Genomic DNA, 12838 nt, shown 5'->3' on the forward strand with positions numbered 1-12838 from the left:
GGCCTTTACAATAGTATGGAGTGAAATAGCAACCCTGCTAATACCGATGCAGTAGTGGTAACAAGACCTGGAAGCATAAAACTGTGGTTCAAAACGTACTTGCCGATTCGCGTCGTACCGGTACGATCAAATTGAATAGCTGTCAGCAATGTTGGATATCCCGGAATAAAGAAGTGTCCATTGCACGCCGGAAAAATCCCAATGAGATAAGCAGGCGGCAATCCAAGCGCCAGGCCCAGCGGCATCAAAGCCTTGACTGTCGAAGCCTGGCTATATAGCAACATGCTAAGCATAAAGAGCGCAATGGCAAAGGACCAAGGATAGGAAGACACGAGTTCCCCCAATGTCCCTTGAATCACCTCGAAGTTATTTTCCATAAAGGTTCCGCTCATCCAAACCACACCAAACACGGCAATAGTGGCCTGACCAGCCGAAGCGAATAGACTTGCCTTGGTAACCGCAGCCGCGGTGGTGTTGGCAAACAATATGATAAAGCCGGTTGCTGCCAGCATTACAATCATGATCATGGAAGGCATGAGTACATGCCCTGCTTCATTCACCGCAAACCCGGGAGAAAATCCAGGTTTGTCTCCAAACTCCGGTAAAAAGGTGGGAAAAGAACCCAACACAACTACAGCCACCACAGCCAATCCAAAAATTACCACTGATTTGATAGCACCAGGTGCTAGAATAAATTCTTTTGTTTTTCCCGTGCCTTCCAAGTTAGTGGCAAAGACGGGATCTTTTATCCGTTCCTGAAATTCCGGGTCATCGCTCAATTCTTTCCCGCGTCTCCACACGAACAATATCCCAACCATCACACCTACTAGCGTAGAAGGAATACCAACCACCAAAATATCAGCTAGCTGAACACCTGATGCCCCCAATACGGTGAGCAAGGCAGCAGCAGCAGCCGATACCGGACTGGCGGTTATGGCCATATGAGCAGCGGTTACGCTCATACTCATGGCCCGTTCAGGACGAATACGGTTCTTAATCGCCACCTCAGCGATAATTGGCATGATGGAATAGGAGATATGTGCAGTTCCGGCAAAAAGAACAAATGCGTATGTGACAAGTGGTCCAAGCAGGGTGATCTGTTTGGGGTTTTTCCGAAGAATCTTTCCCGCTATTTGCACGAGGTAATCCATGCCACCGGCTGCTTGCAAGGCAGCAGCAGCCGTAACCACACTTAGAATGATCAGCATCACCTCAAGAGGCGGATCTGCGGGTTGAATGCCAAACCCAAACATAAAAATCAGAAGTCCGATCATGCCCATCACTCCCAGCCCAATGCCTGACATTCGGGCACCAAGGAAAATACAAAACAGCAGAACAAGCAGTTGTATAAGTATCACTTGGGATTGATTTAATTGTCAATCAATTTGAAAACATCAACTCGCAGTGGTTACAAATCAGAATATTATTCTTTCCAACAGGATTTATTGAAATTAACTTCGATGATTTAGGTAAAAATAGCGTCTTTTATCCGTGGGAATCATGATAAAAATCATTCTTCGTAATGGAAAAGGGAACGTCACCGTTCAAAAAAAAACCAAAACAGGAATCCTCTCCAGACAATATAAAATCAAATGGTATCTGTTTTTTGACCGAAAACTAAACTTGACTAAACTTAATATTACAGGATAAAATCAACGGGCGAAAGTTAAAATCCCAGGCTTGATAGAAAAGAAAAATCAAACATAGTCTATCAATAAATAAAATCAATTTAAGCTAAAAACTACTCGTAAATTGTAGCACTCCGCGTACCCTTTGGTTCAAAATTGTTGCTCTGTATTTCTTGAATCAACAGCTTCGCATCAGATAGAATTTGGTGGATGAAGTCAAAAGTCAGGTTTTTGGCGGTCACTTTTGCGTAGAAAATCTCCCGCACGACGTTGTAAAAATGTTCTGCAACTTCCTTTGGCAAACCAATTTCCGCTGACCAAAGGTCCATTACACCCTGATTTATCTTGTTATTCACTTGGTTATAGGTGTCCCAAAAAAGCCTAATATGCCTATCCCTCAATAATTGCATTTGAAATAGAACGGTTCGCTTATTCTTCACCAAAAAGTGAATATAATCCGGATCATACTTTTTGATGGAAGCCATACCGACTACCATCTCATCTACATTCTGATGATGGCGTTCCATCAGTGAATCCAAAAGATGATCCATTGTTTTGAAATAATGGTAGAACCCTGATTTATTCAACCCCAAAACCCTTGCCAGCCTTTCCACTTGAAGTCCCTCTATACCATCCTCTCCAAACAACTCATATCCCTTCAAGACCCAATATTCTCCCTTATTGACTCTGCTCATAAAATGCGTTATCGGACCACTATAAACTTAAAAAAAATCAGGCTAATGGAAAAGAATAAAACAAGGAAATTTTTTAATCTTTCTCGAAAAAATCGATAAAAATATAATCAGGTACCTTCAGTTTTATACAAACCGGCAATAAACGGCCACCAAGTAGTCAAACCATTTTTTCTGTTTTCTTTCTAAACTACAACGTCCATAAACTAGCGTAAAGCCTTCTGGAAAATGATGTTGCAGAACGGTACCTTTATGTATCCAATTAGATTGTTGTGGAAAATTAGACGTGTATAAATGAACCAACTTATGGACAGGGTTTTGACAAGAGTTTTGATACCGTTTATCGCTAGTTTCCTATTGTGGAATTGCTATCCTGACGGACCGGAATTTTATGAAGATATGGATATTACATTCACTTCATTTGAGCGGGATTTTGATTTTCAGGCCAGAAGCACCTATTCTTTGCCCAATAAAATCGTGACTGATGTGGAAATCAAAAATGGTGACACCACCTATATTTTTATGAAGGATATCTATGCCATACCAATTCTTGAGGCAATCGAGCAAAACATGGCGGATTTCGGATGGGAAAAGGTAGCAATCAGCGAAAGCCCTGACGTGGTATTGACCCCGGGGGCAATAAGGAATACCACTCTGTTGTACAGTTATTGGTACAATTGGTGGTATGGAGGCTACTATCCCGGATGGGGATGGTATTATCCACCATTTTACACCGTGTCAAGCTACACGACAGGCTCGATGATCATCACCATGTCGGATCCCAATGTCGATAATCCCATCAATTTGACAAGGGCATCGTGGATCATGGTAGGCAATGGCTTGCTATCGGGAACGGGAAATATAGCGAGGATCACTGATTCAATTGATCAAGCATTCATTCAGTCACCCTATCTGAAACTAAACGACTAATATTTGTTATGAAAAAGATATTTGTTTTGGCGGCATTGATATTGATACTGGGCGACTTTTCGGCGAATGGGCAGTCCTATACCAACACTTCTTATTCAATAGCACTTCCGACCGGTGATCTTAATAGCTTTATTTCGGCACCAAGCTTTAGGGGGATTGCCTTTGATTACAGAAAGTTGATCAAGCCCAACATTGGAATTGGCCTGACTACAGGATGGAATACCTTTTTCGAGGAAAGGGCGTTTGCGACCTATACCATTGACAACCGATCATTGAGTGGAAAGCAATGGAGGTATATGAATAGTTTTCCGTTGTTTCTTTCAGGGGATTATTACCTCAAGCCGGGAGATGACCTCAATCCATACGTAGGATTGGGCGTGGGCACTATTTACAATAAGCGGGCCACGGATATGGGTATCTTCCGATTGGAAGAGGATGCCTGGAGTTTTGCCTTTCAGCCACAGGTTGGTTTCTTCTACTCTGTAAACCATTTTGCCGGCGTTTCAGTCGCCGTGAAATATTCCTACGGACTTGCCGCCGGTGACTTTAACGCTGCGCAGTCCTTCCTCTCGCTAAATATCGGCTATGTTTTCATGGGCAACTAGAAGTATATAAACCCAGCTTTATGTTAGAGATAGCTGAGGACGGAGATTTTTCCGTCCTCATTTGTTTAGAGCTAACCCCGATCAAACCTACAAAAAATGAAAAATCTGACCCGGTTCCTTTTCCTTATTTTTGCCGCCCAAATCCTTGCTTCTTCTTGTTCCTCCATCATGAAGACATATTCCTACAAGGACAAAAAAACAGATCTAAAGCAATACAAAACCTACGCCTGGATAAATTTGGATCATTTTGTAGAGGATAACAAAAAAGGGAACAAGCTCTACGCCAAATACATCCTTGATCTGGCCAACCAAGAATTGAAGAAAAAGGGATTCATCTTGGATGTTGAAAATCCAGATGCGGTATTTCTTTTTGATACACAAATCGAAAACCGAATCGCATACAATCAGGCTCCACAGGTAAGCGTGGGCGTGGGATTTGGAGGACCGGGATATTATGTCGGCGGGTATGTTCCCGTGGCTGGAGGACAAATTACCCAGGAGAATTACGATGAAGGCGTTTTATTTATCGAAATGTACGATACCAAAACCCAGAAGTTGGTTTGGAGAGGCTGGGCCCAAGAAAAGATTTCCTTCACGACAGACTTAGAAACAGACATACGTCGCGCAGTTGAGCAGATTTTTATGAGATTGCCCGTCAAACACAAATGAATAAGGCATTATTACCGAAACGAAAAGTAAAAAGCGGAATCTGATCAAATCCAACCGCTGCTTTGTTTCAATTACCTCGGTTGTGGTTTGTTGATACTTGAACTTTCACTTTTTGGACTGCATCCCAATATGTCTGCCCAGTTACGCATTTTCTCTACTGCGCTGTCTATGCCTTCGCCAAGCTTTCCAGACCTCTATCCAAAACACCCCAACAAAAGACACAAGCAATGCCATGGCGATGAATTGAATCCGCACCGCCTCAAATTTGAAGATGCCTTGGATAGGCGGGACGGTCAAAATCAAAATCAACAATACCACCGAAATCCCCAGAATTATGGGAATCAGTCTGTTGGGATACCCGAAGGTTTTGAGTACCGAATAATAAAAGGATCTGTTTACCAGAGTCAGGAAAACATTGCTCATGACGAGGGTTGTGAATATGATTGTACGGACTGTCTCAATGGACTCTCCGGAAACCATCACGAAATATCCCAATCCCAAAGTGGCAACGGTGATCAGCAAGCCTTGTACAACACTCAGGGAAAGTTCCGGCCAAGAGAAAAACGTCTGTGACATCTTTCGAGGGGGATTGTTCATCGAGTTGGGCTCAATCGGTTCGTTTTCAAAGACGATGGAGCAGGTTGGCCCCATGATTAACTCCAAGAATATCACGTGGATTGGCGTGAAAATGAGCACATATTCCCAGGACAAAACCAAAGGAAGCAGGACGATGAGAATAATTGGAATGTGAATGGAAATGATGTATTGGATAGCCTTTTTCAGGTTTTCATAAATTCTCCTCCCCAAGGCAACCGCCTCGGTCATATGACCCAAGTCATCATCCAACAGCACCAATGCCGCCGCTGACTTTGCGACTTCAGTCCCCCTTTTTCCCATGGCGATGCCGATATGCGCCGCCTTCAAAGCTGGACCGTCATTGACGCCATCACCGGTCATGGCTACGATTTCTCCATTGTTTTTGAGCGCTTGGACTACCCGCAGCTTTGCCTCGGGAAACATCCGGGCAAACACCTGGGTGTCCTTTACCCACTGTTGCAGCTCTGAAAATTCCATCAGCATCACTTCATCGCCCTTAAGCACCGAATCGGTAGACCGCAGCCCCACTTGCTGGGCAATCGCCGTCGCGGTAGTAGCGTAATCGCCCGTGATCATCTTTACCTCGATACCAGCCTCGTAAAATGTGTTGAGTACATTTTGGATGTTTGCCTTAGGGGGATCATAAAAGGCCATGAGACCCAAAAATTCAAAATCAAATTCATGCTGCGTAATGGGATAGACGGCAAGTCCGGCATCCGCCTTGCCTACCGCCAAAACCCGAAATCCTTTTTCCGTAAATGCTGCCACGTGTGCAAGAATCTTCACAATAGACGCCGTCGAGAGATCGCATTGGTTCATCAATCCTTCCACGCTTCCCTTCACAGCGATCACTTTTTCTCCATTTGGCTTTTCAAAAATGTGCGTCATGATGGGTGGCTTTCCGCTCAGCGGATACTCGTGTACCATCTTGAAGGAATTGCGCTCATCGACTGGCGCATGCCTTTCATAAAAGGCATGGATGGATTTTTCCATTGGGTCAAATGGCAAGACCTCCGAGGCCCATAAGCCATATTCGATCGTTTCGTTGAATGCGGGCTGATGCTTTGTGAAATCAGTCAAGGTATCCGATCCAAAATCATAGATCGCCCGGAGTTCCATTCGGTTTTCGGTCAGGGTGCCTGTCTTATCCGTACAAATCACCGTCGCGGTTCCCAAGGTCTCCACGGTGTAGGGACTTCTGGTGATGACATTGCTTTTGTAAAGGCGATACGCACCCAAGGCCATGAAGGTGCTGAAAGCGACCGGTATTTCCTCAGGAAGGACCGACATGGCCAATGTCAGCCCCCGAAGCAGGGAATTGAACAGGTCGTGGGAATCCAGGTAATTGATGAGCCATACCAACAGAAAAGCGATGCCTCCAAAGATGACCATCGACCGGACGAAGTTCTTTATCTGGGTCTGAAGCGGGGTTTTGGTTTGTTCTATGTCTTGGAGGCTGTCCCCGATTTTCCCCAAAGAGGACTGGATTCCAACCGCGACCACTTCCGCCACGCAGCTTCCCGAATCGACCGTCGTCCCTTTATAGATCATGGGAGATTCTGAATATTGGTCCTTAGATACTGAGAGCGACTCTCCGGTCAATATGCTTTCGTTGACCGAAAAATCGTGAGCCTCCACGATTCTGGCATCTGCGGGCACCACGTTTCCGTCCTCAACCAGTACAAAATCCCCCACCACGACTTCTTCCACTGCAATATTGGTCTTTTTGCCGTTGCGATAAACATTTGCCTTCGGGGTGGATAGTTTCTTGAGGGCTTCAATGGCCGTCCTGCTTTTGTTTTCCTGAAATATGGAAATCGCTGAAACCAGCCCAATGGCAACCAACATGATCGTACCCTCGCTTAGCTCTCCGAGCAAAAAGTAGACAATGGAGGTCGCCACCAGGATAATGAACAAAGGCTCTTTGAGGATTTCCAGCAAAATACCCCAAATCGGGCTCTTGGTCTTTGTTCGCAATTCATTGCGCCCGAAAGCCTTGCGACTTGCATCCACCTCGGCATCCGAAAGACCTTGATATTCGTTCATCTTGTAAAATAATCAAAAAACCAAAGTCTGCATATCCTATTTTAAAATGAGGGGTTTTCGTTGAAAATGACATTTGAAGGTCCTTGCTAAAGTGATACGCGGGTCACCAATACCGCATTCGCAGGCTTTCAGCGCGGCGCATCGATTACATCCTTGCATTGGCAGGGCATCACTTCACCAGTTGAAAGCCTCCTTTGGAGAGAAACCGCGTACCAGGCGCAAAATCCTGTTCAGAACGAATCTCAACCATTTGGCTGTCCTGCAATCCGACCTCCACTTTCGCCTTTTTCAGGAAATACTGATCATTTTCCTGTCTCATGAGTACCAGGACAAAATTGACCTCGTTGGCATTGACGACTGCCGTGGCGGGTAATGCCGTACTTTTCTTGCTCTTCACAGCAATTTTGGCCTCTATGAACATACCCGGCACGAGCAGATTTCCCTCTTTTTCGTCATCCAAATGGACATGAATATTCAGCATCCGCTTCTCGTTGATGGACTGGCCTATGAGAAAGATTTTGCCTTTGAATTCTCTGTCTTTGTTGTCAGGTAAGTAAAAAGTCACTTGCTGCCCAATGGCCAAGGCTATCGCATCCTGCTCAAATACGCTAAGTTCGATATGCAGGTGATCCTTGTTGATAATGGTCAATGCGATGTCAGAGGGATTGAGGTAAGTGCCTTGGTTTACCCTGATGGACTCGATGTATCCCGAAATCGGGGCGTAGATGTTGGCGGTGGAGGTGATTTTGGCGGGATCCAAATCCCTTGTTGCAATATTGATCAACTGGAGCTTTTTGCGGAGACTTTCTGTGATGGCAAGTGTGCTCTTGTAGTCGGACTCGGCTTTTGCGAAGCTTTTCTGGGAGGAAATGTTTTCTGAAATGAGCGTTTTCTGACGTTCATAATCGGATTTGAGGTACGAAAGTTGGCTGGATGCATCCAGGTAATCCTGCTGCATCTGGACAAATTGGGGGTTTTCGAGGGTAAAAAGTACCTGCCCTTTCTGGACCTTCTGCCCTACCAACAAGTCAAACCTGACGATGTTTCCTCCAAAATAGGAACTCACGTCAAAGCGCCCTTCTGCAGGGATATTGACCATTCCCGTGGTCATAATGAAATCCGAAAAAACATGCTCAGATAGCGTGTCCAATTCCATTTGGGCTTTCTCGAACTGTGCTTGTGAGATAACAATCTCGTTCAGTTCGGCCTCTGCTTGCTTTTCGACGGTCTTTTCCCCGCCAGACCCGCATGCTGTAAACATAGCTGCCAGGATAACCGAGAGTTGCGATATATAAATGAGCCTTTTCATGGGTCAGGGATTGATCAGGTAATTGATTTCAAAAACAGTCATATTGTAGCCTTGGAGGCTGGAAAGGTAGTCGACTTCGATACTCCGTGAATTTTCCACCAGCAACACATATTGGAAAAAATCGATTTCTCCACCCTTGTAAGCTTGGTTGCCTTGGTTGATCAACTGCATGCTGAGTTGCCTTCCTTCCTCGGTGTAGAAAGCGATCGCTTCCTTGTATTTCTGCAACTCGATTTCCAATTGTCTTCTTCGATTTCCCAATTGGAAGGTATAATTCTCCGCAGCCAAAGAGGTCTGTGAAAGTTCATGTTTTGAGGAGCTGATTTTGGCCTTTTGGGCCCCAAACCACAGCGGAATGGCTACGCCCAACTGCACGCCCGGGTAGATTCGGGCATTGGGGCCGGTGTTGGTACCGCGAAAAAACTCCCCAAACAAATCCGGCATCAGGCGATGCCGTTCCAGAGAAAGATTGTCCTTTTTCCATTGGACAGCTTCCTGGTAGTACAATACACCCGGATGGGAATCCAAGGGCCAGTCGGCGACGGGCAATGGCGCAAGATCCTGGTCGGGAATTTCGAACTCGCTGCCCAGTTGGATCAACTGTTCCAACCTGACATAGGCTTGGTTTTTGCTTTCGATGGTTTGTGCCAAGCGGACCGCCAATTCCCTCATTTTGCTGCGTGCGGTGAGTTTTTCGAGGTAATTGGTTTCACCCACTTCATACCTTCTATCAGCGGCGATGGAAAACTGTTTGTACAAGCTATCCAAAAAACGAAAGTTCTGCTCCAGTTTCTGAAGGTACACGATTGTATAATAGGTCTGCGACACTTCCTTGATGACCTGGTTTTGGGTGAGTTGAAATTGCTGCTGCTCGACCAAGCTTAAATCCTCCAAAACACGTCTCTGCTTTCCGTATACGGTCGGGAATTGCAGGTTTTGGCTTATTCCGAATACCTTGTTTGCGTATCCGTTTTCCGCGATGTCGTTTTGGTCATGGCGGTAAAAGACTTGGGTTTTGTCCAAGTCGAAACCCATAGGAACCATCGCCCTGGCCGCTTCCAGCTTTTGGAAGGCCGATTGAAGTCCTAGGTTATTCTGTTGGGCAGCAGCGATGGCTGCGGGAAGATCCAGCACTGTTTTTTGCGCAATCGCCTGAAACGGTATTGCCATCAACGCCCAGAGAAGTAAAAGACGGGCTTCACTTGTCAGTTTCATGGCTTTTCTTGGTTGAATGAAAGATGGTGTACAAAACAGGAAGGACAATCATGGTAAGCAAGGTTGCGGAAATCAGCCCCCCTACCACGACCGTGGCCAAAGGACGCTGTACTTCCGCACCAGCAGAAGTAGAAATGGCCATGGGCAGGAAGCCCATCGCGGCAGCGGCAGCGGTGAGCAATACCGGACGCAATCTTTCTTGGGTACCTCTCAGAATCAAGGATTTCAGGTCCCCCTCATGGTCCTTTTGCAATTCTTTGAAATGCTCGATCAGCACAATGCCGTTGAGTACCGCTATTCCGAAGAGCGCAATAAATCCAACCCCTGCAGAAATGCTGAATGGCATTCCCCTGAAATACAGCAACAGGATGCCTCCGACAGCGGAGAAGGGGATCGCAGTGTAGATCATCAGCGCTTCCTTCATGGAGGAAAGCGCAAAATACAACAGCAACAGGATCAAGGCCAAGGCGATCGGAACTGCGACCATGAGTCGGGCTTTAGCCATGTTGAGGTTTTCAAATTGACCTCCATAATCCAGAAAATAACCCTCGGGAAGGTCTATCTCCGATTGGATGATTTGTTGGATATCGGTGACCACAGACTGCAAATCCCTGTTTCTGACATTGACGCCAATCACCACCCTCCTTCTCGTGCCGTCCCTCGAGATCTTGGCAGGACCCTTGTCCAGGTATATCTCTGCAAACTCGCTCAACGGCAGCGAACTGCCGTCTGGCAAATTCACGGATGCTCTTCGGATGTTGTCGAGGTCGGTCCTGAATTCCTGTGGAAACCGGATCACCAGATCGAATTGCTTCTCGCCCTCGAAAACCGTTCCGGCTGCCTTTCCCGCAAAACCCATGGTGATGATGTCGTTGAGCGTGCTGATGTTGATGCCATACTTGGCGATCTTTTCTCGGTCGTAGCGGATTTTCATCTGCGGAAGTCCAGCGGTTTTCTCGACAATGATATCCGCGGCACCCTCCACGCCTTTTATTGCGGCTTCGATCTCCAAGGCTTTTTGGTTGAGGACGGTCAAATCCTCCCCAAAGACCTTGATCGCCAAATCGGCACGCACACCTGTGATCAACTCATTGAAGCGCATTTCGATTGGCTGGGTAAACTCAAATTCCAAACCCGGAATCACGGAAAGGGCTTCCTTGAAAGCATCGGCCAACTCATCTTTGGTTGAAGCCGTTTTCCATTCCTTAGGCGGCAGCAGCGTCACGATGATGTCGCTTTCCTCCATGGACATCGGGTCCGTGGGGATTTCTGCAGCACCGATGCGGCTGACCACTTGATCGACTTCCGGGAACTCCAACAGTATTTTCTCGATCTCGGTGGTTGTCTCGATGGTATTGCTGAGTGTGGTACCAGTCTTCAAAACCGGCTGAATTACAAAATCCCCTTCATCCAAGGTAGGGATAAACTCCCCTCCCATTCTCGAAAAAATCCCAAACGCCACGACCAATATTGCCACGGCGAGGGCCAGGACAGTCTTTTTCCGATCCAAGGCCCAATTGATCGAAGGTCCATAAAGGCTGTTGATCCAGTCGATCAGCCTTTTGGTGATGTTCCTTTTGTTTGGATCTGTTGGCTTGAGGAAGAGCGAAGAAACCACCGGAACATAAGTCATGCCCAGCAGCATGGTTCCAATAAGGGCGAAGCTGAAGACCTTGGCCATGGGACCAAACATTTTCCCCTCCACGCCCGACAATGAGAGAATGGGAATAAATACAATAATGATGATGATTTGGCCAAAAACAGCCGAATGCATCATTTTGGAGGCACTTTCTACCGCGATCTTGTCTTTTTGGATTTTCATTTCGGACTTGGAAAGACCCAAGAGCAATCCATATTTCGCCGTCAACTGAAAAGCAATAAACTCAACAATAATCACAGCGCCATCTATGATGATCCCAAAATCGATCGCACCCAAACTCATCAGGTTGGCATCGACACCAAAAATGTACATCATGGAAAGTGCAAAAAGCAGGCTCAGTGGAATGACGGAGGAGACAACAAGCCCTGACCTCAAATTTCCCAAAAGCAACACCACCACGAATACCACAATAAGACAACCAAGGACGAGGTTTTCCGCAATTGTGAAGGTGGTTTTCCCGATCAATTCACTGCGGTCTAAAAAGCCATTGACAACAATTCCTTCGGGCAGCGTGGGTTTGATTTGTTCCAACTTGGCCTTGACCCGGTCGATGGTGGCCTTGGAATCCGCATCCTTTAGCATCATGACTTGGCCTAGCACCTTTTCACCCTGCCCATTTGCGGTGATGGCGCCAAAGCGGTTTGCATGGCCAAAACCGACACTCGCCAAGTCCCGGACATAGATTGGCAAACCGTTGCGGTTATCCACCACGATCAGCCCGATTTCTTCAAGGGTCTTGACTTGGCCTTCCGCACGTATAAAATAAGACTCGTTTGTCTTTTCGATATAGCCGCCGCCTGCGATGGCATTGTTCTCCTCGAGTGCCTTAAATACCTGAACCAGATCGATATTCATTGCCCGGAGACGCTCCGGACTGACAGCTACTTCATATTGCTTCAAAAAGCCACCCCAGGTATTCACCTCCACGACGCCGCTGATGCCGGAAAGTTGTCTTTTTACAATCCAATCCTGAATCGTCCTGAGATCGGTCAGGCTGTAGCGGTCCTCGTAGCCCGGCTTCACATCGATGATGTATTGGAAGATTTCACCCAATCCAGTGGATATTGGGCCCATGAAGGGCTTGCCAAATCCGGCAGGAATCCGCTCCTCTGCTATCTTGATTTTCTCCGCAATCAATTGCCGAGGCAGATAGGTGCCTATTTTATCCTCAAACACGATCGTGACCACAGACAGGCCAAACTTGGAAACGGAACGGATTTCCTTCACGCCCGGGAGGTTGACCATCTCCAACTCGATGGGATAAGTCAGATATTTTTCAACGTCCTCGGTGGATAGATTTCGGGAAGTGGTGATGACCTGCACCTGATTGTTGGTCACATCGGGGACTGCGCCGATGGGGATCTTCGTCAGCGAATAAAATCCAAAGCCGATGATTCCCAAAACAAAAAGGAAGACAATAATCTTGTTTTCTACGCTCCAGCGAATGATCTTGTCCAACATGTTTTCTTGATTTTCGATATCTTAAT

General features: G+C 46.5%; 9 protein-coding genes. 3 read left to right on the plus strand and 6 right to left on the minus strand.

Annotated features, from left to right (window positions below):
• Positions 1 to 5: 5 nt before the first annotated feature.
• Positions 6 to 1358, minus strand: coding sequence for an anaerobic C4-dicarboxylate transporter family protein (locus C943_RS12740; protein ID WP_008628438.1), 1353 nt, complete (start codon positions 1356 to 1358; stop codon positions 6 to 8).
• A gap of 383 nt (positions 1359 to 1741) precedes the next feature.
• A complete protein-coding gene (locus C943_RS12745) occupies positions 1742 to 2323 on the minus strand; it encodes a TetR/AcrR family transcriptional regulator (RefSeq protein WP_008628440.1) in 582 nt (193 codons plus the stop codon).
• A 291-nt stretch (positions 2324 to 2614) separates the two neighbouring features.
• Here C943_RS12745 and C943_RS12750 point away from each other — a divergent pair, with 291 nt between their 5' ends.
• The 3 genes from C943_RS12750 to C943_RS12760 all read left to right on the plus strand — a co-directional run bounded on the left by C943_RS12750 (position 2615) and on the right by C943_RS12760 (position 4524).
• Positions 2615 to 3250, plus strand: coding sequence for a DUF4136 domain-containing protein (locus C943_RS12750; RefSeq protein ID WP_008628441.1), 636 nt, complete (start codon positions 2615 to 2617; stop codon positions 3248 to 3250).
• 8 nt (positions 3251 to 3258) lie between these two features.
• Positions 3259 to 3855: an OmpW family outer membrane protein gene (locus tag C943_RS12755; RefSeq protein WP_008628442.1), complete on the plus strand. Its 597-nt coding sequence runs from the start codon at positions 3259 to 3261 to the stop codon at positions 3853 to 3855.
• A gap of 96 nt (positions 3856 to 3951) precedes the next feature.
• Positions 3952 to 4524, plus strand: a complete 573-nt coding sequence (locus C943_RS12760) for a DUF4136 domain-containing protein (RefSeq protein ID WP_008628443.1) — start codon at positions 3952 to 3954, stop codon at positions 4522 to 4524.
• A gap of 141 nt (positions 4525 to 4665) precedes the next feature.
• Here C943_RS12760 and C943_RS12765 read toward each other — a convergent pair whose 3' ends face one another.
• The 4 genes from C943_RS12765 to C943_RS12775 all read right to left on the minus strand — a co-directional run bounded on the left by C943_RS12765 (position 4666) and on the right by C943_RS12775 (position 12812).
• A complete protein-coding gene (locus C943_RS12765) occupies positions 4666 to 7167 on the minus strand; it encodes a cation-translocating P-type ATPase (RefSeq protein WP_008628444.1) in 2502 nt (833 codons plus the stop codon).
• 169 nt (positions 7168 to 7336) lie between these two features.
• Positions 7337 to 8476 (minus strand): efflux RND transporter periplasmic adaptor subunit, encoded by a 1140-nt coding sequence (locus tag C943_RS12770; RefSeq protein ID WP_008628445.1) that lies wholly within the window; start codon positions 8474 to 8476, stop codon positions 7337 to 7339.
• A 3-nt stretch (positions 8477 to 8479) separates the two neighbouring features.
• The gene (locus C943_RS22480) at positions 8480 to 9691 is read right to left on the minus strand and encodes a TolC family protein (RefSeq protein WP_008628447.1); all 1212 of its coding nucleotides are present in this window, start codon (positions 9689 to 9691) and stop codon (positions 8480 to 8482) included.
• Positions 9675 to 12812 carry an efflux RND transporter permease subunit gene (locus C943_RS12775; protein WP_008628449.1) on the minus strand — a complete coding sequence of 1046 codons (3138 nt, stop codon included), beginning with the start codon at positions 12810 to 12812 and terminating at the stop codon, positions 9675 to 9677. Before C943_RS12775 ends, C943_RS22480 begins: the two co-directional genes overlap by 17 nt.
• Between the last annotated feature and the right edge of the window lie 26 nt (positions 12813 to 12838).

Origin of the sequence: Mariniradius saccharolyticus AK6 (assembly GCF_000330725.2) — a bacterium.
In the GTDB taxonomy this organism is placed as follows: Bacteria; Bacteroidota; Bacteroidia; order Cytophagales; family Cyclobacteriaceae; genus Mariniradius; species Mariniradius saccharolyticus.

What these genes read in the sequence shown, in the direction of transcription:
- C943_RS12745 (WP_008628440.1), bottom strand. Translation starts at nt 2,323, where the DNA reads ATGAGCAGAGTCAATAAGGGAGAATATTGGGTCTTGAAGGGATATGAG.
- C943_RS12750 (WP_008628441.1), top strand. Translation starts at nt 2,615, where the DNA reads ATGAACCAACTTATGGACAGGGTTTTGACAAGAGTTTTGATACCGTTT.
- C943_RS12755 (WP_008628442.1), top strand. Translation starts at nt 3,259, where the DNA reads ATGAAAAAGATATTTGTTTTGGCGGCATTGATATTGATACTGGGCGAC.
- C943_RS12760 (WP_008628443.1), top strand. Translation starts at nt 3,952, where the DNA reads ATGAAAAATCTGACCCGGTTCCTTTTCCTTATTTTTGCCGCCCAAATC.
- C943_RS12765 (WP_008628444.1), bottom strand. Translation starts at nt 7,167, where the DNA reads ATGAACGAATATCAAGGTCTTTCGGATGCCGAGGTGGATGCAAGTCGC.
- C943_RS12770 (WP_008628445.1), bottom strand. Translation starts at nt 8,476, where the DNA reads ATGAAAAGGCTCATTTATATATCGCAACTCTCGGTTATCCTGGCAGCT.
- C943_RS22480 (WP_008628447.1), bottom strand. Translation starts at nt 9,691, where the DNA reads ATGAAACTGACAAGTGAAGCCCGTCTTTTACTTCTCTGGGCGTTGATG.
- C943_RS12775 (WP_008628449.1), bottom strand. Translation starts at nt 12,812, where the DNA reads ATGTTGGACAAGATCATTCGCTGGAGCGTAGAAAACAAGATTATTGTC.